The organism is Nocardia sp. bgisy134 (genome assembly GCF_057708325.1).
Genome location: NZ_JBYIRW010000020.1, coordinates 117,753 through 138,800 on the forward strand (window position 1 = coordinate 117,753; position 21,048 = coordinate 138,800).

21 protein-coding genes are annotated in these 21,048 nt (G+C 68.4%); 11 read left to right on the top strand and 10 right to left on the bottom strand.

Annotated elements, in window-relative coordinates; all coding sequences use genetic code 11:
- Positions 1–8 precede the first annotated feature (8 nt).
- Positions 9–626, bottom strand: a complete 618-nt coding sequence (gene lppU / locus AC3ERS_RS29670) for an LppU family putative lipoprotein (RefSeq protein WP_431971422.1) — start codon at positions 624–626, stop codon at positions 9–11.
- Between the two features lie 220 nt (positions 627–846).
- On the opposite strand from lppU, the gene AC3ERS_RS29675 reads away from it, so the two are divergent.
- The 7 genes from AC3ERS_RS29675 (at position 847) to AC3ERS_RS29705 (ending at position 8,529) form a co-directional block, all read left to right on the top strand.
- Positions 847–1,365 carry a DUF6764 family protein gene (locus tag AC3ERS_RS29675; RefSeq protein WP_431971423.1) on the top strand — a complete coding sequence of 173 codons (519 nt, stop codon included), beginning with the start codon at positions 847–849 and terminating at the stop codon, positions 1,363–1,365.
- 45 nt (positions 1,366–1,410) lie between these two features.
- Positions 1,411–2,778, top strand: a complete 1,368-nt coding sequence (locus tag AC3ERS_RS29680; protein ID WP_431971424.1) for a cytochrome P450 — start codon at positions 1,411–1,413, stop codon at positions 2,776–2,778.
- A gap of 368 nt (positions 2,779–3,146) precedes the next feature.
- Entirely contained in the window at positions 3,147–4,049 is a 903-nt protein-coding gene (locus tag AC3ERS_RS29685; protein ID WP_431971425.1) for a L,D-transpeptidase, read from the top strand.
- 197 nt (positions 4,050–4,246) lie between these two features.
- The gene (locus tag AC3ERS_RS29690; protein ID WP_431971426.1) at positions 4,247–5,176 is read left to right on the top strand and encodes a carbohydrate ABC transporter permease; all 930 of its coding nucleotides are present in this window, start codon (positions 4,247–4,249) and stop codon (positions 5,174–5,176) included.
- 13 nt (positions 5,177–5,189) lie between these two features.
- A complete protein-coding gene (locus AC3ERS_RS29695; protein ID WP_431971427.1) occupies positions 5,190–6,056 on the top strand; it encodes a carbohydrate ABC transporter permease in 867 nt (288 codons plus the stop codon).
- 31 nt (positions 6,057–6,087) lie between these two features.
- Complete coding sequence (locus tag AC3ERS_RS29700) at positions 6,088–7,416, top strand: ABC transporter substrate-binding protein (RefSeq protein WP_431971428.1); 1,329 nt, start codon at positions 6,088–6,090, stop codon at positions 7,414–7,416.
- Between the two features lie 30 nt (positions 7,417–7,446).
- Complete coding sequence (locus tag AC3ERS_RS29705; RefSeq protein WP_431971429.1) at positions 7,447–8,529, top strand: ABC transporter ATP-binding protein; 1,083 nt, start codon at positions 7,447–7,449, stop codon at positions 8,527–8,529.
- Between the two features lie 16 nt (positions 8,530–8,545).
- Here the strand turns inward: AC3ERS_RS29705 and AC3ERS_RS29710 are convergent, their stop codons facing one another.
- The 3 genes from AC3ERS_RS29710 to AC3ERS_RS29720 all read right to left on the bottom strand — a co-directional run bounded on the left by AC3ERS_RS29710 (position 8,546) and on the right by AC3ERS_RS29720 (position 11,913).
- A complete protein-coding gene (locus tag AC3ERS_RS29710) occupies positions 8,546–10,564 on the bottom strand; it encodes a M13 family metallopeptidase (RefSeq protein WP_431971430.1) in 2,019 nt (672 codons plus the stop codon).
- Positions 10,565–10,673: 109 nt separating this feature from the next.
- Entirely contained in the window at positions 10,674–11,051 is a 378-nt protein-coding gene (locus tag AC3ERS_RS29715; protein ID WP_431971431.1) for a DUF397 domain-containing protein, read from the bottom strand.
- 10 nt (positions 11,052–11,061) lie between these two features.
- On the bottom strand, positions 11,062–11,913 hold the full coding sequence (locus AC3ERS_RS29720) for a Scr1 family TA system antitoxin-like transcriptional regulator (protein ID WP_431971432.1): 852 nt from the start codon (positions 11,911–11,913) through the stop codon (positions 11,062–11,064).
- A gap of 129 nt (positions 11,914–12,042) precedes the next feature.
- Here AC3ERS_RS29720 and AC3ERS_RS29725 point away from each other — a divergent pair, with 129 nt between their 5' ends.
- The gene (locus AC3ERS_RS29725) at positions 12,043–12,585 is read left to right on the top strand and encodes a hypothetical protein (RefSeq protein WP_431971433.1); all 543 of its coding nucleotides are present in this window, start codon (positions 12,043–12,045) and stop codon (positions 12,583–12,585) included.
- 6 nt (positions 12,586–12,591) lie between these two features.
- Here AC3ERS_RS29725 and AC3ERS_RS29730 read toward each other — a convergent pair whose 3' ends face one another.
- Both AC3ERS_RS29730 and AC3ERS_RS29735 read right to left on the bottom strand, forming a co-directional pair.
- Positions 12,592–13,086, bottom strand: coding sequence for a DUF4190 domain-containing protein (locus tag AC3ERS_RS29730; protein WP_431971434.1), 495 nt, complete (start codon positions 13,084–13,086; stop codon positions 12,592–12,594).
- 137 nt (positions 13,087–13,223) lie between these two features.
- Positions 13,224–14,012, bottom strand: a complete 789-nt coding sequence (locus AC3ERS_RS29735; RefSeq protein ID WP_431971435.1) for a pirin family protein — start codon at positions 14,010–14,012, stop codon at positions 13,224–13,226.
- Positions 14,013–14,263: 251 nt separating this feature from the next.
- On the opposite strand from AC3ERS_RS29735, the gene AC3ERS_RS29740 reads away from it, so the two are divergent.
- Both AC3ERS_RS29740 and AC3ERS_RS29745 read left to right on the top strand, forming a co-directional pair.
- Entirely contained in the window at positions 14,264–14,737 is a 474-nt protein-coding gene (locus tag AC3ERS_RS29740; protein WP_245668567.1) for an NUDIX domain-containing protein, read from the top strand.
- A gap of 51 nt (positions 14,738–14,788) precedes the next feature.
- The gene (locus AC3ERS_RS29745) at positions 14,789–16,138 is read left to right on the top strand and encodes an MFS transporter (RefSeq protein ID WP_431971436.1); all 1,350 of its coding nucleotides are present in this window, start codon (positions 14,789–14,791) and stop codon (positions 16,136–16,138) included.
- Positions 16,139–16,157: 19 nt separating this feature from the next.
- Here the strand turns inward: AC3ERS_RS29745 and AC3ERS_RS29750 are convergent, their stop codons facing one another.
- Positions 16,158–16,808, bottom strand: coding sequence for a hypothetical protein (locus AC3ERS_RS29750; RefSeq protein ID WP_431971437.1), 651 nt, complete (start codon positions 16,806–16,808; stop codon positions 16,158–16,160).
- Between the two features lie 134 nt (positions 16,809–16,942).
- Here AC3ERS_RS29750 and AC3ERS_RS29755 point away from each other — a divergent pair, with 134 nt between their 5' ends.
- Positions 16,943–18,610, top strand: coding sequence for a glycoside hydrolase family 183 protein (locus AC3ERS_RS29755; RefSeq protein ID WP_431971438.1), 1,668 nt, complete (start codon positions 16,943–16,945; stop codon positions 18,608–18,610).
- Here the strand turns inward: AC3ERS_RS29755 and AC3ERS_RS29760 are convergent, their stop codons facing one another.
- The 3 genes from AC3ERS_RS29760 to AC3ERS_RS29770 are packed head-to-tail and all read right to left on the bottom strand — an operon-like array spanning position 18,611 to position 20,930.
- Positions 18,611–19,468 carry a 5-oxoprolinase subunit C family protein gene (locus tag AC3ERS_RS29760; protein ID WP_431971439.1) on the bottom strand — a complete coding sequence of 286 codons (858 nt, stop codon included), beginning with the start codon at positions 19,466–19,468 and terminating at the stop codon, positions 18,611–18,613.
- Positions 19,465–20,163 (bottom strand): 5-oxoprolinase subunit B family protein, encoded by a 699-nt coding sequence (locus AC3ERS_RS29765; RefSeq protein ID WP_431971440.1) that lies wholly within the window; start codon positions 20,161–20,163, stop codon positions 19,465–19,467. Before AC3ERS_RS29765 ends, AC3ERS_RS29760 begins: the two co-directional genes overlap by 4 nt.
- 14 nt (positions 20,164–20,177) lie before the next feature.
- Positions 20,178–20,930: a LamB/YcsF family protein gene (locus AC3ERS_RS29770; protein WP_431971441.1), complete on the bottom strand. Its 753-nt coding sequence runs from the start codon at positions 20,928–20,930 to the stop codon at positions 20,178–20,180.
- Between the last annotated feature and the right edge of the window lie 118 nt (positions 20,931–21,048).

The window sequence follows — 21,048 nt, forward strand, 5'->3', positions numbered from 1 at the left end:
AGTGCGAGTTACAGCTCCTCGACACAGACCACGAAGCGGCGCTCGGAGTACTCGAACCCGATGCCGCTGTCGCAGACGCTCGCGTCGGTCGCGCCGGTCTTGATGTTGGTCACCCGGACGCCCTGAGTACCGCGCTCGGTGCAGTCGATCCGCTTCGGGTCGTCACCGCCGACGTCCATGCAGCCGCCGACCACCCAATCGATGTCCAGGCACAGCGCGCCCTGCTGCACGCCGTTGATGGTCTCGGCGTAGTAGTTGTCGCGGTCCGCCGGGCAGCCCGAGCTGGTCGGCGTCTTGCCGATGACCTTGTAGTTCGATGCCCGGCTGCCGCAGGAGGCCTTCGCGATGGTGGCGTTGGTCGTGGTGCCGCCCAAGGTGACGCAATCGCCGATGGAGGCCTCGAAATCGGTGTTGCCGCCCGTCGGCGTCGGCCTGCCGGAGGTGGGCCTGGCGCTGGACCTGGGCGCGGAGGTCTTCGGAGTGCTGGTGTTGACCGCGTCGATGGTTCCGCTGTCGACCGCGGGCTGCGCGGTGCCGCTGATCGTCGAGCTACAGGCCACCAGGGCGAACACGGCGGCGGCGGTTCCGATCGCGAGCGCGATACCGGATAGCAGTTGACGAGACACGTACAGTCCTCCCGAGCTGTAACGCTCCGAACTCACACCCCCGTAAGAATCCGAAGTTGACGACCTGATCTTCAAATATCACGCCATGCATACACCATCAGCAACGCGGTAGTCGAGTCGGAACGGGCTCGGCAGGCACACTCGAGCGGGCACGCAGCGGCACAACTCCGCGGGCAACCGTCTCGGTATGGTGGGCACTACGGCGCGAAAGGGGTTGTCCGTGAAGCTGATCAGCGCACTCATCTGCTCGACCGCCGCGGTGGGCAGCTCGTTCGCGTTCCCCGCCCTCGCATCGGCAACCGATGCGCATTGCAGTGCGGAGTACGGCGGCGATATCACCGTCATCGATGGTCGCAGCGGTTGCCGTGCCGCCACCGACACACTCGGGGAAGCGCGTTCGGCCGGTTTCGACGGTGTGGGTTATGCCCGCGCAACCTCGGGAGCCACCGCGCTCGGCATCGGCGCCGCGGGCGGCATCGGAGCGAGCGAAGGCGCGGGCGGGATTCCGGTCGCCCTCGGCTTCGGCCCTGACGCACTCGCCCTCACCTCGATCACCGATCCCGATCCGGGCGACGGCAGGACCATCGCGTTGTCCATCGCCTTCGAAGGATCGCGCGCGCAGGTCAGCACCGAGGAGGGAACCGTGGTGTGCCTCGGCGCGGCGGCCCTCGCCTGGAACATGGCCACCGGCGCGTCCTGCCTCGCGACGCCGTTCGGGCGCTGGAGTTCGCCGCACTGACCTCTCCGGTCGAACCGCCGCCGCGGGCAACTCGTAGGTAAAGGCATGCCGACCGAGACCGCCGTCCCCGCGCCGCCGCGACTGTTCCCGTTGCACGCGCTCGCGGCCGGGCTGGACTTCGAACGGTATTTCCGCTGGCGGCGGGCCCGCGAGGGGGATCCTTTCTACGTCCGCTTCCCGGGCTTCGGTGCGGTGCTGTTCACCGGAACACCGGCAGGCGCGCGGGAACTGTTCCGCGCGCCGACGGAGCTGCTGGAACCGCCGCGGCCGAATCCGATCGAGCCGCTGGTGGGACCGGCCTCGCTGATCCTGACCTCGGGCGCCAGGCACCGGCGGGATCGGACCCTGCTCGCGCCCGCCTTCCACGGTGCGCGGGTCCGCGCCTACGGCGAGCTGATACAGGCCGCGACGCTCGACGAGATCGACGGCGGCACGACGCCGTGGCGACCGGGTAAGACGACGCCGTGGCGACCGGGGACGCGGATCGATTCGCGCGCCGCGGCGCGCTCGATCACGCTGCGGGTGATCCTGGAGGCGGTCTTCGGCGTGCGCGCCCGCGAGCGACGGGTCGCCTACACCGCCGCGATCACCGAGTTCCTGACCGCCTTCTCCGGCCCGCTGCTGCTGCTGCCCGCGCTGCGCCGCGGTGCGTTCGGCCGCGCGCCGTGGGATCGGTTCGTCGCGGCGCGCGAACATCTGGACCGGCTCGTCCAGGCGGATCTCGCCGAGCGCAAAGGCACTGCGCGCCAAGACGACTGCGACATCCTCGGCCTGCTGCTGAGCACGCGCTACGACGACGGAAGCGCCCCCACCGACGCCGATCTCGGCGATCAGCTGCGCACCCTGCTCGTTGCCGGGCACGAGACCACCGCGACCAGCTTGGTCTGGGCGCTCTACCATCTGCACCGCGTACCCGAGGCGTTGCGCAGGCTGCGCGCCGAACTGCGCGAGGCGGGTGATTCGCCCGCCGCTCTCCCCGGGTTGCCCTATCTCGACGCCGTCTGCCAGGAGACCTTGCGCCTGCACCCGCCGGTGCCGATCGTGCTGCGCCGGGTGACCGAGCCCGTCACGCTGCGCGGCGTGCGGGTGCGCGCCGGCGACACGATGGGCCTCGCGCTGCCCCTGCTGCACTCCGACCCGGACACCTGGGACGATGCCGCCCGATTCCGGCCCGAGCGATTCCTCGACCGTCGCTACGGTCCGTTCGAGCTCGCGCCGTACGGTGGGGCACATCGACGCTGCGTCGGCGCGAGCCTCGCCGACTACGAACTGCGCGTGGTGCTGGCCACACTGCTCCGCCGCGTCCGCCTCGCTCTGCCGCCGCGCTACGCGCGCGGACGGACGCCACTCTCGGTGCCGCACAACATCGCGACCGGGCCGCATCGGTCGATTCCCTTCGACGTCATCGAGTGATTTCGGTCACGAAATTGTTTGATCTTGCACAAAACCGGACGGACGGCAGGTTGCCGCCCCGGCACCGCACTTGCCGACCTGACCGGGCCGTTTACCGAAAGGCAATGACTGTCAATGGCTTATGTGTTCCATAACACATCCGACCGTGCGGGCGCATAACCGAATATCGCCACTGGCTTCATGTCGTGCCGGGACGGTAGGAATGAACGGGGTTGGGCTGTCATGCCCGTGGGTGCTTCGCAGGCCCCCGGCAATACCCATGGCAGCTCCGATGGACTCGCGACACGGTTCGCGGGCGCCCGAGCACCAAACCGATGAGATATCTCGCTCGCGTACGCGCGCGCGAGAGCTGGAATGGACGAAAACCTATGCAAGCCGCTTCGAACAACAGGTCGCTGTCGAGTTTCCGCGAGGAAAACCGGCTAGCCCGCCGCATTCGGCGGGGCGTCCTCTTGTCCGCGGCGATCGCGGCGGCCGGTGCCATGATCGTCGCTCCCGCTCAGGCCGAGCAGGGCGTTTCCGGAGTCGGTTCGGGATCGGCCGCCGCGGCCACCGATCCCGCTCCGCAGGCCAACTTCGCCCCGCCGACCATCAACATCGCCGACGGCGAGACGGTCGGCGTCGCGCAGCCGATCATCATCACCTTCCAGGAGCCGGTCACCGACCAGGCCACCGCCGAGAAGGCAATCAAGATCACCTCTGCCAAGGACGCGCCCGGCCACTTCTACTGGTTCAGCGACCGGCAGGTGCGCTGGCGGCCGTACGACTTCTGGCCGGACAACACCGACGTGACCGTGGTCGCGGGCGGCACGACCAGCTCGTTCCGCATCGGCGACGCGCTGATCACCACCGCCGACGACACCACCAAGACCATCACCGTCACCCGCAACGGCGAGGTGGTCAAGGAAATGCCGACCTCGATGGGCAAGCCCAAGTACGAGACCCCGAACGGCATCTACATCGTCGGCGAGCGCAACCGCAAGATGATCATGGATTCCTCGACCTACGGCGTGCCGATCGACGCGCCCGAGGGCTACAAGCTCGAGGTCGAGTACGCCACCCGCATCTCCAACAGCGGCATCTTCGTGCACGCCGCCCCGTGGTCGGTGGGCCAGCAGGGTGTGTCGAACGCCAGCCACGGCTGCCTGAACGTGAGCACCGAGGACGCTCGCTGGTTCTTCGAGAACGCGCAGAAGGGCGATCCGGTCATCGTGCAGAACACCGCGGGCGGGACGCTGAACTCGCGCGACGGCCTGGGCGACTGGAACTGATCCCCAGGTAATAGCCACGAAAACGCCGACCCCGCACCGCCGCGCGGTCGGCGTTTTCGTCCTTGCCGCCGTCTTCGCCACGAAATAGCTGGTCACGGATATCGGTTCGACGGCGGCACGCGAACTGGTCGAATGTTCAGCGCGCCGCCAGGCGATATTCACCGAACATTTGCTGCGCGCGTCGTAAAGTCTCCGCCGTGCGAACACGGCCGGAGCGAGTGCTACCGCAACCCCGCGACAGGGGGCTTCGGGGCAAGCCGTGGCAGGACTACGGGCTGTTCCTCGTGCTCGTCGCGCCGAATCTGGCGCTGCTGACGCTGTTCGTCTACCGGCCGCTGGTCGACAACATCCGGCTCTCCTTCACCGACTGGAACATCTCCGACCCGGTGGCCCGCTACATCGGCTTCGCGAACTACCGGGAGTGGTGGAGCCGGGCCGATTCCTGGGAAATCGTCACCAACACGGTGGTCTTCACGCTGGCCGCGGTACTGGGCAGCATGGCGCTCGGCTTGGCGCTCGCGCTGCTGCTGGATCGGAAGCTGTTCGGCCGCAACGTCGTCCGATCGGCGGTCTTCGCGCCGTTCGTCATCTCCGGCGCCGCGATCGGGGTGGCCTTCCAGTTCGTCTTCGATCCCAGTTTCGGGCTGGTCCAGGATCTGCTGCGCCGCGTCGGCGTCGAGCGGGTGCCGGATTTCTACCAGGACCCGAACTGGGCGCTGTTCATGGTGACGGTCACCTACATCTGGAAGAACCTCGGCTACACCTTCGTCATCTACCTGGCCGCCCTGCAGGGCGTGCGGGCGGATCTGATGGAAGCCGCCGAGATCGACGGCGCGAGCCGCTGGACCATGTTCGCCGAAGTGCTGCTGCCGCAACTACGCCCGACCACGTTCTTCCTGTCCATCACGGTGCTGCTGAACTCGCTGCAGGTCTTCGACATCATCAACGTGATGACGCGCGGCGGGCCGCTCGGCACCGGCACGACGACCATGGTCTACCAGGTCTATCAGGAATCGTTCCGCAACTTCCGGGCCGGGTACGGCGCCACCGTCGCCACGCTCATGTTCCTGGTGCTGCTGGTCGTCACGCTGATCCAGGTACGCGTGATGGATCGGGGCGAGCAATGAGACCCGGCGAACGATGAAAAACACAGGGCCGCAGACACGTTCGTACCGCCGACGGCAGCGGGCGGCGACCCTGCTCGGGTACGCGGCCATGGTGTGCGTGCTCGCCGTCGTCGGCGTCCCGCTGTTCTGGATCGTCATCACCTCGTTCAAGGCGCGCCCGGACATCTACACCCAGCCCGCCGTGTACTGGCCGCACAGCTGGCATCCGGAGAACTACACCGAGGCCACCTCGGCGCTGCCGTTCTGGACCTTCCTGCGCAATTCGCTGCTCGTCACCGGGACCATCGCCGCGGTGAAGTTCGCGCTCGGCGTGCTCAGCGCCTACGGCCTGGTGTTTCTGCGCTTCCCGGGCAAGACGGTGATCTTCCTGGTGATCATCGCGGCGCTGATGGTGCCGAACCAGATCACGGTCATCTCCAATTACGCGCTCGTCGCGCAGTGGGGGTGGCGCAACACCTTTCAGGGCATCATCGTGCCGCTCTGCGGCGTCGCCTTCGGAACCTTCTTGATGCGCAACCACTTCCTCTCGCTGCCCACGGAGATCATCGAAGCGGCCCGCATGGACGGCGCCAACTGGTGGCGGCTGCTCACCAGGGTGGTGCTGCCGATGTCCGGGCCGACGATGGTCGCTTTCGCGGTGGTCACGCTGGTCAACGAGTGGAACGAATACCTCTGGCCGTTCCTGATGGCCGACGACACGCGCGTCGCGACGCTGCCGGTCGGCCTGACGCTGCTGCAGAACACCGAGAATCCCAGCGTCACCAACTGGGGGCCGGTGATGGCGGGGACGCTGCTCACCATGCTGCCGATCCTCGTCGTGTTCCTGCTGCTGCAACGCCACATGATCAAGGGCCTCACCTCCGGTGCGGTCAAGGGTTGACGGGCAGATCCGTCGGAAAGTGAGGAATCACGTGACCGCAGCACCGTTCCCCGGGCTGTCCCGGCGCGGATTCATCGGACTGGCGGGCGCGGCCGCCGCGGGAGTGGCGCTGACCGCGTGCGCGGGCACCGGCGGCGGGGGTGAGCAGGGCGGAGACGCGAACACCATCACCTTCTGGTCGAATCACCCTGGCACCTCGAAGGAATTCGAGCTGGAGCTGATCCGGCGGTTCCACGCGAAATACCCTGATCTGCGGGTCGACCTGGTCGACGCGGGCAAGAACTACGAGGAGGTGTCGCAGAAGTTCAACGCGGCACTTTCCGGCGGTGCGCTGCCGGATGTGGTTGTGCTCTCGGATGTCTGGTGGTTCAACTACGCGCTGAACGGCACCATCGAACCCCTGGACGGGCACTTCGCCGACGCCGGGGTGCGGCTGGACGACTACGTCGATTCGCTGGCGGCCGACTACCTGTTCGACGGCAAGCATTACGCGCTGCCCTACGCCAGATCGACGCCGCTGTTCTATTACAACAAGGATGTCTGGGCCGCGGCCGGACTGCCCGATCGCGGTCCGGAGAGCTGGCCGGAGTTCGACGAGTGGGGCCCGAGGATCCAATCCGTGGTGGGCGAGGGCAAACTCGCGCACGGCTGGGGCGATGCGAAGAACTACCTGGCCTGGACCTTCCAGGGCCCGAACTGGACCTTCGGCGGCGCGTACTCCGACGGCTGGACCCTGAAGTTCACCGAACCCGGCACCATCGCGGCGGGCAACTTCCTGCGCCAGATGATCCACACCAAGAAATACGCGGGCATCGAGCCGCAGATCGCGGTCGATTTCGGCGCAGGCGTGATCGCCTCCACCATCGCCTCCACCGGAGATCTGCGCGGGATAAAGAAGAACGCCGAGGGCAAGCTGAATTTCGGCACCGCGTTCCTGCCGCATCCCACCGGGCCCGGCGTCACCACCGGCGGTGCGGGACTCGCCATCCCGTCGCGTATCTCGGACGAGCGAAAAGTCAACGCGCTCAGATTCATCGAATTCGTCACCAATGTCGAGAGCACCGCGTATTTCTCGCAGAACACCGGGTACATGCCGGTACGGAAATCGGCCGTGCACGACCCGAGCGAGCAGCGATTCCTGGCCGAGAATCCGAACGCGAAGGTCGCGATCGAGCAACTGCCGCTGACCAAGTCGCAGGATTACGCTCGCGTTTTCGTGCCCGGCGGCGATCAGATCATCGGAACAGGATTGGAGCAGATTGGACTTCGGAATGCGGATCCCGCAACGGTTTTCGCGAATGTCGCGCAGCAGTTGCAGACGATTGTCGACCGCCAGGTCACGCCCAAGCTACCCAAGTAAGTTCCCGCGACGACACGAGGAGACTTCAGCATGGCGACGGTGCATTTCGACCGGGTGACCCACCGATATCACGGTGCGCCCGCGCCCGCTGTCGACGATTTGGAGCTCGAGATCGCCGACGGGGAGTTCCTGGTCCTCGTCGGACCGTCGGGCTGCGGCAAGTCCACCAGCCTGCGCATGCTGGCCGGGCTGGAATCGGTGGAGAGCGGGCGCATTCTGATCGGCGGCCGCGACGTCACCGGACTGCCGCCGCGGGCGCGCGACGTGGCCATGGTGTTCCAGAGCTACGCGCTCTACCCGAACATGACCGTCGCGCAGAATATGGGATTCGCGCTGCGCAATGCCGGAGTCGACAAGGCCGAGGCCGCCGTCCGGGTCAAGGAGGCCGCCGAGATGCTCGAGCTCGAGGATCTGCTCGACCGCAAGCCCGCCAAGCTCTCCGGCGGGCAACGCCAGCGCGTCGCCATGGGGCGGGCAATCGTGCGCAGGCCACAGGTCTTCTGCATGGACGAGCCCCTGTCCAACCTGGACGCCAAACTGCGCGTGAGCACCCGATCTCAGATCGCCGCTTTGCAGAAACGCCTCGGCGCCACCACCGTTTACGTCACCCACGACCAGGTGGAGGCCATGACGATGGGCGACCGGGTCGCCGTGCTTCGCGAGGGCAGGCTTCAGCAGATCGCCGCCCCGCGCGCGCTCTACGACGACCCGGTCAACACCTTCGTCGCAGGCTTCATCGGCTCGCCGGGCATGAACCTCCTCGACGCGCCCGTGCGCGACGGCGCCGCGGTGCTCGACAACCTCCGAATCCCGCTGCCCCGCAGCGCCGCAGCGGGCCATCGCGTCATCGTCGGCATCCGCCCCGAATCCTGGGAAGTCACCGCCGATCCCGCGACCGGCCTCACGGTCACCGCCGAAATCCTCGAAGAAATCGGCGCCGAATCCTTCGTCTACAGCCACGGCGCCTCGGAGGACTGGCGCAGCCGCACCGGCAAGGTGGTGGCCCGCGTCGACCGCCGCTTCCACCTCGCCCTCGGCGACCGACTCCACCTACGCGCCGAACCCGACGAGATCTTCTTCTTCGATCCCGAAGACGAATCCCGCCTCCGCTGAAGCGATTTCGACAGGACTACCAGATTTTCACGCGTTCGGCGGGTTCCAGGTAGAGGGCGTCGCCGGGGTTGACGTCGAAGGCTTCGTGGAAGCTGTCGATGTTGCGGACGACGGCGTTGCAGCGGAATTCGGGCGGGGAGTGGGGGTCGACGGCGAGGCGGCGGATGGCCTCCTCGGAGCGAGCCTTGGTGCGCCAGACCTGGGCCCAGCCGTAGAAGACGCGCTGCAAACCGGTGAGCCCGTCGATGACCGGGGGCTCGGCGCCGCTCAGCGAGATCTTGTACGCCTCCAAGGCGATGGAGAGGCCGCCGAGATCGCCGATGTTCTCGCCGATGGTGAATTCGCCGTTGACGGTGTGCTCGTCGGCCAGGTCCTTCGGGGAGAGCACGCTGTACTGATCGATCAAAGCCTTGGTGCGCTTGGCGAATTCGGCGCGGTCGGCATCGGTCCACCAGTCGATCATGTTGCCGTCGCCGTCGTACTTGGCGCCCTGATCGTCGAAGCCGTGGCCGATCTCGTGGCCGATCACCGCGCCGATGCCGCCGTAGTTGGCCGCGTCGTCGGCGTTCATGTCGAAGAACGGCGGCTGCAGAATCGCGGCGGGGAAGACGATCTCGTTCATGCCCGGGTTGTAGTAGGCGTTCACCGTCTGCGGGGTCATGAACCATTCGTCGCGATCGACCGGCCCGCCGAGCTTCTTCAGATCGCGATCGTGCTCGGCCGAGTACCCGCTGCGGTAGTTGCCGACCAGGTCGGCGGGATCGATCACCACGGCGGAGTAATCGCGCCAGCGCTCCGGGTAGCCGATCTTCGGGGTGAACTTCTCCAGCTTGGCCAGCGCCGCCTTCCTGGTGTCCGGCCCCATCCACTCCAGCTCGGAGATGTTGCGACGGTACGCCTCCTGGAGATTGGCGACCAGCTCGACCATCCGAGCCTTCGCCTCCGGCGGAAAGTGCTCGGCCACATACAGTTTGCCGACCGATTCGCCGAGCAGTTCCTGCACCAGGGAGACGCCGCGCTTCCAGCGCTCCCGGTTCTCCTGGGCGCCGGTGAGCGTGCGGCCGTAGAAGTCGAAGTTCTCCTCGACCACCTCGTCGGTGAGATACGCCGCGCGCGAACGCAGGACGCGCCACGCGGCCCAGGCCCGCCAGTCGGCCGGATCTTCCTCGGCCCAGGTCTGCGCGAAGGCGCGCAGGTACGAGGGCTGACGCACCACCACTTCGGCGAACAGCTCGTCGGCCGGCTTGCCCGCGCCTGCGGCGAGGGCCGAAGTCCACGCGGCCCAGTCGAATTCGGGGTTCTCGGCGACCAGCGCGTCGAATGTGGTGAGGTTGTAGCTCAGTTCGGCGTCGCGGCGGCGGACCACGTCCCAGTGGCCCGCGGCCAGCTTGCGCTCGAGCTCGAACACCCGCTGCCCGATCGAGTCCAGGTCTTCCGGCAGCAGCGCGGCGATGCGCGGATCGGCCGCGGCCAGCGCGAACATGCGGCCGATGTGCGCGATGTACTTCGCGCGGATCTCGGCGAATTCGTCCTGGCGGTAGTAGGACTCGTCGGGCAGGCCGATGCCGGACTGGCCCGCGTGCACCAGGTAGCGGCTGGAGTCCTTGTCGTCGGTGTCGACGTAGACGCCGACCGCGCCGCCGATGCCGGTGCGCTGGAGCCGCCCGAGCAGCGCGGCGAAGGCGCTGCGATCGGCGACCTCGTGCACGGCCGCGAGTTCGGCGGAGATCGGCGCGAGCCCGGCGGCGGCGACGGTCTCGGTGTCCATGAAGCTCGAGTACAGGTCGCCGATCTTGCGCGCGTCGGTGCCCGGCTCGGCCGCCTCGGCCGCGGCGTTCTGGATGATGGCCTTGACGTCCAGCTCGGCCTGGTCGTACAGCGCGCGGAAGGCGCCGTCGACCGCGCGGTCGGCCGGTATCCGATAGTGGTCCAGCCATTTGCCGTTGACATGCACGAACAGGTCGTCCTGCACCCGGACGGAGTCGTCGAGATGGGACAGGTCGAGGCCGGAGGGGCTGATCGGTTCGGAAGTCACGATGTCCAGTATGCCGATCCGGCGCGAGCGCGCGAGGCGATAACCGCCGCGGACGCGGCCCGTTCACGCAGAGTGAACCCCCGGTCGCGCGGCGACCGGGGGCTGGCGATCAGGCGGGCAGGATGATGCTGTCGAACTCGCCGTCGTGCGCGCCGGCGAGGAAGGCTTCCCACTCTTCGGGGGTGTAAGTGAGGGTGACGTCGCCGTGGCGGAGCGTGGTGGCGCCGTCCGCGGCGGTGTGGACGATCAGGTCGGTGTGCGCCCGTCCACTGTTGAGCAAGGTCAGGAACGAAGTCCATGCGCTCGCGGTGACGGTGATGATGGGCTCTTCGGCGGGGCGGTTGGCCGGGTTGCGGCGGTATTTGCTGTCACGGATGAGCACCGCATCACCATCGAACCGGACCTCGACGCATTGGTTGCCGTTGTTCGATCGGCTCGACGTGAACCAGCCGGTGGAGCCCGGCTGGGGGCTAGCGGTGGTGGCCATGGGCAGGATTTTACCCGAGCGCGTACCGTCTGATCAGGGCCAATGATTCGTCACGGGTCAGCGATTGCTCCAACGCGCGCAGGTAGGCGAAGCTCAGATCGCGCACCAGATCGGGGTCGTCGACCGCACCGCCGAACACCGCGCTCTCGGCCCAGCCGAAGGTGGGCAGCTGCACTCCGACGAAGTCGATCAGATGGAAGCTGCAACCGCCGAGAGTGGCGCCCGCGGTCGCGGCGAACGGGATGACGCGCACCTCGACACTGTCCAGTTCTTCGATCAGTTTGGCCAGGTGTTCGAGCTGGCCGTGCAGCACGGCCGGGCCGCCGGTCTGCTGCAACAGCGCGGCTTCGCCGATGACGGCGGTGAGCTCGACGCGGTCCGGACCGCGCAACCGTTCCTGGCGACGCATGCGGATGGACACCAGCTCTTCCACCTGCACGGGACGGATCATCACGTCGGCGCTGATGAGTGCGCGGGCATAGGCCTCGGTCTGTAGCAAACCCGGCACGATCAGGCTGTCGTAACTGCGGATGCTCTGCGCGCCGTGCTCCATTCCGTACAGCCGCTGGAGTTCCGGGCCGATCAGCGCGGAGGACTTCGCCCACCAGCCGCGCTGTTTGCTGGCGTCGAGCAGGGTGAGCAGTTCGGTGCTCTCCTCGGCGGTCACCTCGAGCAGTTCGAGCACGGGACCGATGGTGTTGCCGGTGAGTACGCGCCTGCCCTTCTCCACGTGCGACCAGTTCGCCGGGGTGAAGCCGACCAGCTTGGCGAAGGTGGCGGAATCGAAGCCACGCTGCTCACGCAACTCGCGAAGGCGCAGCACCAGCTCCCAACGCGCGACAGTGGGCGAGACGGGTGCCATAGCACGGGATGCTACGCCTCGGCAACACGCCAGCGTGTGACTATTGTCAACCCAGTTGCGCAGGGCTAGGGTCGACACCAACGGCCGATTCACCCGTCACGTTCACTCCGTATCGAGGCGAGGTTCGTCATGAGCACGTTCCGCATTGAATCAGGCAGTCACGGTCCACTCGGATCGCCGGACGCCTCGCCATCGCATGCGGCCGCTCAGGAGTACACGGCCAACCAGGACGCCTTCGCCCGCTGCCGCCACTACCGCAAGGACAACGGGCTGTACGCCGTCGTCGACCCGGCGCTCGGTCGCATCATGCTCGAGGTCGGGGCCGTCGGCGCGGTCGTCATGCCCGCCTCCCTCGGCACGAAGGTGCGCGGGTTGCTCACCACCGGCGGACGACAAGGCGGACCGATCATCGCGCATCCGCGTTCAGGGCGCTGGACGTTCCTGACCGGTCCGACCGACAACTCCTACCTGGACATGGCGCTCTTCGCCGACCTTTTCCGGGTCTGCGCCGCGGTCGCCTTGCCCGGCAGCCGAATCGTGCTGCCATCGCCCGCCGATGAACACACCGGTTACCGCACCTGGGTCGCGCGGCCGAACCGGGACTACCGGCCGGAGCTACCGGAGGTGATCGCCGCTACCAGGGCGGCGACGATCCCGCCCAAGCACGAATGAACTCGCCTATGGCGTCGGCCGCGGCGTCAGCGTGACGCTGAAGCGATCCTCGATGTTCTGGTTCCACTTCCGCTCGCACTCGTCGATCTTGGCCTGATCGTTGCCGGCCTTGTCCAGGCAGTCGAGCAGATCCTTGCCGCCGGAATCGACGAAGAAACTCCAACCGACGATGGCGATCAGGACCGTGCCGATCAGGGCGAGCACGCTCAAGATCGAACCGGTGACGGCCATTCCGGTCCCGCCCGCGGTGCCCCTCCTGGCCTTGGCGAAGGCGATGATGCCGAAGATCAGGCCGAACAGGCCGAACACGGCGCCGCCGAGGATGGTCCAGAAGCTGAGCAACGCCAGGATGCCGAGCACCAGCGCGGTGATGGCGAGCCCCTTGCCCTTCGGCGATTCCTGCCAGTAGCCGCCCTGTCCGGGCGGGGGATACCCGCCGGGCGGCGGATACTGTCCGGGCGGCGGCGGAGGGTACTGTCCGGGCGGGGGATATTGCGACATGGACTTCCTCTCAGTCGGTGCCGCTGGGGAACTCGCTGCGGGTCTCGCGGGTTCTGCTGGGGCGCTGCGCGGCGGTCGCCTACTGATCGCGCTCCGTACATTCGGATGTTAATCGGACATACCGAACGAGGGACCGCTCATTGTCCGCCGAGTCGCGCGTGCATCTCCCAGACCAAGACCTCCGCCGGGCCGTGCGCGGTGATGCGCTGGCCGCCGCTGCGCGTCAGGCGCACCGCGTCGCCTTCGTACAGCGGTCCGACGCCCTCCATCTCCACCTCGCCGCGGGCGACGAAAAGATGCAGGTACGGCGCGTCCGGCAGGTCGATCACCTGCGGCTCGGCGCCGGGCTCCGCATCGGCCATGCGGGCCACGTGCAGCGCGGAATGGCTGCTGTTGATCGCGATGGCGGTGCGATCGCGGTAGCGCGGCAGGCCCGAGGCCACGGTGACCAGGCCGCCGCCCGCCAGCTCGTCGTCGATCTCCAGCTGCTCGTAGCCGGGGGTGAGGCCGGGCTCGTCGGGCACCACCCACATCTGTACGAAATGCACGGGCTCCTGGTGCTCGGCACTGTTGTCCAGCCGCCAGGAGTCGTTCTTCTCCGAATGCAGGATGCCGGTGCCCGCGCTCATCCGCTGGGCCAGGCCCGGGTAGATGACGCCGCTGTGCCCGAGCGAATCCTGGTGCACCAAGCTGCCGCCTAGGACCCAGGTGACGATCTCCATGTCCCGGTGCGGGTGGGTGTCGAAACCCTGCCCGGGCAGCACGATGTCCTCGTTGTTCACCAGCAGCAGGCCGTGGTGGGTGTTCTCCGGGTCGTAGTGCTCACCGAAGGAGAACGAATGCTTCGAATCCAACCAGGACACCCGCGTTTTCATGCGGTCGCCGCCACGGTGGACATCGATGTGGGGCGTCGTGAGTGTGGACATCTGGGTCCTCCTCTCTCCGACCGTGCACCGATCACCTTTCAGGGTAGGAGCACTCGAGGTCGACGTACTCCTGATTCCTAGTAAATTGTCCTGCACTCGGCATTTTACGCGAGCGACCAGCGGGTGAACGGCAGGCAACCAGTACCGACCGGTGCGGCGACGCGAGAACAGGACACGTAGGGTAACCGGCGACGGAGCCCTCTCCCGACGGCACCGGGTTCGTAACACGATGCGCCCCAACGGAACCGGAGGTGAGAGCCGAAATGCGACGGGAGGCGCTCGATCGCATCGAGCGGCAGCTCCGCTCCGAGGCGCGCCGCGACGGCATCAGCGACTTCGTGGTCGGTGTCGCCGTGTTCCGCGACCGGAAGCTCCTCGTGGTCCGGCGGGTGCCCGACGACTACCACGGCGGCATGTACGAACTGCCCGGCGGCGGCGTGGAATCGGGGGAGACCTTCGCCGAGTGCGTGGCGCGCGAATTGTTCGAGGAGACCGGGCTGCGGGTGCGCAGCATCACCGAGTTCCTCGGCGGCATCGACTACGCCACCCGCACCAAACCGAGGGTGCGCAAGTTCAGCTTCCTGGTCGAGGTGGAGCCCGGCGAGGTGGCGCTGGCGCCGGGCGAACACGACGCCTTCGCCTGGATAGACGCGGGCGCACTCGACGAGCTGCCGATGGCGCCGGATATGCGCGCGGCCGTCAGTTCCCTGGTCAGCTGGGGCTGACTGAGGGACGTATCTCCGCCCGTGCTCGGTCGAGAGGGCACAATCAGGGCGGTGTCGATCGGTCGCCAAGAAGACAGCCCGCTCGCCGACGCGCCGCGCGTTCGGCTGCGCACGGCGCTGCGCGAGAGTCCCGGCGTGGTGCGCTTGGCCATCGTGCGCTTCGCCGGACAGTTCGGTGACGGGATGTTCCAGGCGGCGTTGTCCGGCGCGATCCTGTTCAATCCCGAGCGCGAGACCGATCCGCTGGCCATCGCCGCCGGCTTCGCCGTCCTGCTGCTGCCGTATTCGGTGATCGGGCCCTACGCGGGCGCGTTGCTCGACCGCTGGGATCGGCGCGCGGTGCTGCTGGTGGCGAATGTGCTGCGTGGCGTGCTGATCGGCGTGACGAGCGTGTGCCTGGTCGCGGGGGTCGCCGAGCCACCGGTGCTGCTGCTCGCGCTGGCCGTGATCGGCATCAGCAGGTTCGTGATGGCGGGCGTCTCGGCGGCGCTGCCGAAGGTGCTCGCCCAGCAGTGGCTGGTGCCGATGAATTCGGTGCTCGCCACGGTGGCCTCGGGGTGCGCGGCCGCGGGCGCAGCCATCGCGGTGGCCGCCATCGGGGTGATCGGGGCGGGCGATTTCGGGTCGGCCGTCGCCGTCGCGATCAGCGCGGCCGGTTCGGTGCTCGGCGCGCTCCTCGCGGCGGGCTTCCGGTCCGGCGTGCTCGGCCCGGAGGACGGCAGCGAGGTCCGGGAAGGGACCGCGCACGCGATCATCACCGGGTTGCGCACCGGCGCGATGGCGGTGTGGCAGTCGGTCTCGGTGACCACGGCGATGATCGGCATCGGCACGCACCGCGTGGTGTTCGGGGCGAACACACTGATCATGGTGCTGGTGTTGCGGCATGTGCCCGAGGGTTCCGGGCTGAGCAGCGGGCTGATCGGGTTCGGTGTGGCGATCGCCGCGACGGCCGCGGGCATGCTGGTCGCCGCCGTCGTCGCGCCGCTGGTGATCCCGCGGTTGGGCCGATCGCGCACGGTGGTCACCGGGCTGGTGGCGGCGATGGTCGTGCAGTTGACCCTGGTGACGCCCATCGCCGTGGCCGAGGCGGGTGCGGCGGCCGAGCGCGCGCATCATCTGCTGCTGGCGGGCGCCTTCCTGTTCGGGCTGGCCGGGCAGACGATCAAACTCACCGGCGACGCCACCATGCAGATAGATATCGACGACGCGCGACGCGGACAGGTGTTCGCCCTGCAAGACACCGTCTTCAACATCGCGTTCGTCTCGGCCATCGCACTCGCCGCCGTGCTGATCCCCGACGACGGGCGTTCACTGCCGGTGGTCGTGGCGGGCGCGGTCGGGTATGGACTGGGGATTCTCGCGATCGCGCTGAACAGCAGGCGGCGGACGACCGCGCGTTAGAACGGCGGGCGCTCGCGGATCACCAGCGCGAGTGCGAATCCTCGAACAGGTCGGGTGCCTGCGCGGGCGGTTCGCCCATCGGCGCGGTCTCGGTCGGCAGCGGCGGGTCGCCGGGGCGGGCCTGGCGGTCGGACCACATCGGATACTCCGACCCGAGCATCGAATGATGCTGCGGCTCGGGATGATTCGGGGCGGGCGGCAGGTCTCGCGGCGACGCCGGGTGGTCCCACGGGGGAACCTGGTGCACGGCGCCTGCGTGCGCCATCGGTTCCGGGTGGATCGGGTAGTCGGCGAGGGCTTCGGTGACGGTGGGGGCCGCACCGTACTGCGGGGCGGCGAGGGGCTCGGGGCCGGTGCGCACGATCCAGTCGAGCGGTTCGCTGGACGCGTCGGCGGCCGAGCCGGTGACCTGGTGATTCCAGGTGCCGAGGCCGGTGGGATCGGTATAGAAGTGGTCGAGCACGCCGTCGTCGTCGAGATCCAGCGCGGTCACGTCGGCGATGCCGGTGCCGTGCGAATCCCACATCGCGTCGTCGACCAGGCCGTCGCCGTCGAAATCCAGCTGGATGGCGTCGGCGGTGCCGGTGCCTGCCAGGTCGAGATCGGCCGGTGACGACCAGACGTGGACGGTGCCGTCGCCCGTCCCGAAGCCGTACTCGATGTCGTTCATATCTGCTTGGACGCGACCGGCCCGAATACGGTTCCATCGCGATCGCGATCGGCGCCGCACGGCGCCCGGCCGGAGCACGTCCGTTCCGGTAAGTTGATCGAGCTGCGACCAATTCGACCAGGGAGTCAACAGATATGGGAGCGCTGCCGCGGAAGCTGGAATCCCCAGCGCTCTTCGGGGTACTGCTCGCCGGAGTGCTGACGGTCCCCGCGCCCGCGCAGGCCGCTCCGCATCCGTGGGCGCCTCCACCGGTGAATCTGTGCGGCGAGACGGGATTCGATCCGCTTGCCCGTGAGCCCGACCCGAACCTGCCGCCGGCACCGCCGATCGTGCTGCCGCCGCAGATCGACATTCCCGTGCCGATCCCGGAGATCACCCCGGTGCCGGTGCCGGACCCGCCGCAGGACACCACCCGCATCGTTCCCGAGCCGCTGCCCGAGGATCCGTGCCGGAACCCGTGTCCCGACATCCGCGACACGCCGAAACCGGAGACAGCGGCTTCGGACCCGGAGACGCCCGAGGCGCCCGCCCCCGGCACCGGATCGAGCTCGGGCAGCGGCAGCGGTTCCGGCACGGGCAGTGCGGATACGGGCAGTGCGGACACAGGCAGCTCCGGCACAGGAAGTTCAGGCACGGGCAGCGGCACCGGCTCGGGCAACGGCGGAATCCAGTTGTCGCGCATCGAGTTCCGCCCGGAGATCGAGCCGATCCCCGTTCCCGTGCCGGGCGGTCCCGGCGAGAAGCCCCAGGATCCGCCGCCGCTGGTCGTGCATCCGGTCGAACCGGGGCCGGTGGCCGAAAGCGTCGGCAAGCCGTTGGTCCACGAGGTCGAACTGGTCGGCCAGGTCACCGGGCACGGCTCGGACAACCGCACCGACATGCGCTGGCAGGTCGACGGCACCGACCTGGGCCTGATGTGGGAGACCAAGCCCGGCGAGGTCGCCGTGGTCTTCGGCGACACCTTCGGCGAGGGCTGGGTCACCGGCGGCGCGGGCGGCCCGGACTGGCGCAGCAACGTACTCGCCTACAGCACCGACCGCGACCTGTCCGACGGCCTGACCATCGACACCATGGTGCAGGACACCCGCTGCCACGCGGCCGAGATCCTGAGCAGCCGCAAGATCAAGAACTGGGAGACCACCGTGATCCCGACCTCGGGGTTCGCGATCGGGCAGCGCCAGTACCTGAGCTACATGTCGGTGAACAGGTGGAGCCGTATCCCCGGTCTGTGGCGGACCAACTACGGCGGCATCGCCTGGTCCGACGACAACGGCAGCACCTGGACCAAGGATCAGTACGCCAAGTGGGACAACCTCTTCGGCATCGGCCAGTTCCAGGTCACCGCGATGGTCCCGCAGGGCGACTACGTGTACATGTTCGGCACGCCCAACGGGCGGGTCGGCATGGTCGGGTTGGCCAGGGCGCCGAAGAATCAGGTGCTGAACAAGACCGCCTACCAGTACTGGGTGCACGGCAGCTGGGCGCCGGTCATCGAAAACCACGCGACGCCACTGTTTCTCGGCATAGCGAGCGAGGTGTCGGTGCGCTACGACGCGGCCGCGGGCACATGGCAGATGGTGTACCTGGATTCGGCGCAGGGCGCCATCGTGCTGCGCGAAGCCGCTGCGCCGCAGGGTATCTGGACCGAATCGGTGCCGCTGGCGTACACCTCGGACTACCCGAAGGCCTACGGCGGCTTCATCCACCCGTGGTCGTCGGGACGGGATCTGTACTTCACCATCTCGGCCTGGGACACCTACAACGTGTATCTGATGCGCGCCGACGTGAGCGTGCCGAAGTGATCAGCTGACCCGCAGGAAGCGCAGTCGCTGACCCGGCCTGGCCTGGGCCACCGCGTCGACGTCGGCGTCGAGTACCACCGCGATCACCGGATAGCCGCCGGTGATCGGGTGATCGGCGAGGAAGATCACCGGCTGACCGCTCGGCGGCACCTGCACCGAGCCGAGCGCCATGCCCTCGGTACGCAATTCGCCGGTGATCCGCCGCCGCAACGGCGGTCCGCTGACGCGGCCGATGCGGGCGCCCACCCGGTCGGTGTCGGGTGAAACCGCCCACTCGCCCGCGAAAAGCGCTGCGGCGTCGTCGAACCAGTCGTCGCGCGGGCCGAGCAACGCACGCACCGTGACGAGCCCGCCGGACGGACCGGCGACGGGCGCGACATCGACGAGCGGCAGCTCGCGCGGCACCGGCCCGATCGGCAGGCGAACGCCCGCGCGCAGCGGTTCCGGCCCGATGCCGGACAGGGTGTCGCGGCTGCGTGATCCGAGCACCGGCGCGACGTCGATGCCGCCGCGCACCGCGACGTAACTGCGCAGCCCGTTCGGCGCGAAGTCGAGCCGAAGGGACTGTCCCTCTTCGATTTCCAGCACGCTGGCATGACCGACCGGGGTACCGTCGAGCACCGCCTGGGCGGGCGCGCCGGTGACGGCGACGGTGTGGTGCCGTTCGGCGCGCAACACCAGGCCGCCGAGCAGCACCTCGATCGCCGCGGCGCCCTCCGGATTCCCGACCAGCCGATTCGCCAGGCGCAACGACGCGCGATCGGCCGCGCCCGAAGGTCCGACGCCGGAATCGAACCAACCCGGGCGGCCCAGATCCTGGATGGTGGCCAGCGGACCGACCCACTCGACGAACATCATCCGGCCACCTCGAAACGGACCAGACCGCCCGCGCGGATCAGCGCGGGCGGATCGCGGTCGACATCCCACATCGGCAGCTCGGTGCGGCCGATCAACTGCCAGCCGCCCGGTGTGCTGCGCGGATACACCGCCGAGTAGCCGCCCGCGAGCGCGACGGCGCCCGCGGGTATCGACGTGCGAGCCGAGTCCCTGCGCGGGACGCTCAAACGGCCGTCGGGGGACTCCAGGTAGCCGAAGCCCGGTGCGAATCCGACGAACGCGCAGCGCCACACCGTGCCGGTGTGCGCGGCGATCACCTCGTCCTCGGTCATGCCGAGCAGTTCGGCGACGCCGGCCAGATCCGCTCCGTCATAGCGCACCGGAATGACGATCGGCTCGGGAGAATCGTTGTGCGGCAGTGTTTCACGGGAAACATCCGGCGAATCAGGCTCGTGCTGGGCGTCTTCCAGCAGTGCGCAGATCTCGCGGCGCACCGATTCGGCGTCATCGGCGGATACCAGGGTCACCAGCACGGTCTCGGCGGCGGGCAGCACGTCCTGGACGCCCTCGGGTGCGCTGTCGCGTAGCCCGTCCGCCAACCTGGCAGCCAGGGCGGGCTCGCTCGGCGTGACCAGCAATGCTCGATCCCCAGCGGCACGAATGTACTGCTGCCAGGGCGATTTTCGATCCCGCAGAGCGGCGCTGGGATTTCTCATCGCATCGCTCCGGTTTACGCGAACGGCTCGACCGGCACACCCGACTCGGCGAGCGACGCGCGAATCCGGCGCGCCATCTCCACCGCGGCGGGAGTGTCGCCGTGCACGCACAGGCTGGCCGCGGTGACCGCGACCGCACCGCCCTCGATCGTGCGCGCGGTGCGCGACGCCGCGATCGACATCGCCTGGGCCACGGCCTCGTCGGCGTGCAATACCGCGCCGGGCTGTCCGCGCGGGGCGAGCGAGCCGGACGGGGTGTAGGCGCGATCGGCGAAGCCCTCGCCGACGAATCGGATCTTCGCTTCGGCGGCGGCCGTCTCCAGCTCCGTCCCGGCCGGGCCGAGCAGCGCGAGCTCGGCGTCGTAGTCGGCCAACGCCGTGAGCAGCGCCTCGGCCAGCTCCCGATCCGCCGCGGCGGCATGGTAGAGCGCGCCGTGCGGCTTCACGTAGCGGACCCGGTCGCCCGCCGTCTTGGCGAAGGCATCCAGCGCCCCGATCTGATACAGCACCTCGTCGCGCAGCTCGGCGGGCGCGACGGCGATCGCGCGCCTGCCGAATCCGACCAGATCGCGGTACCCGACGTGCGCGCCGATCCGCACTCCCTTGCGCACCGCCGTCGCGCAGGTGGCGCGCATGATCGACGGATCGCCCGCGTGGAAGCCGCAGGCGATGTTGGCGCTGGTCACGATGTCGAGCATCGCCGCGTCGTCGCCCATCGTCCACGGGCCGAAGCCCTCGCCGAGATCGCTGTTGAGATCCAGCGCCATCGGTGTCCTCCCGCCGTCGATCCTGCGCGTGCCCCGACATTGTCGTCCTCGCGCGCCGCACCGGCCAAAGAATCGGCAGACCGGCGCCGATGGCCGCCTCCTCGAGCAGACGATCGCC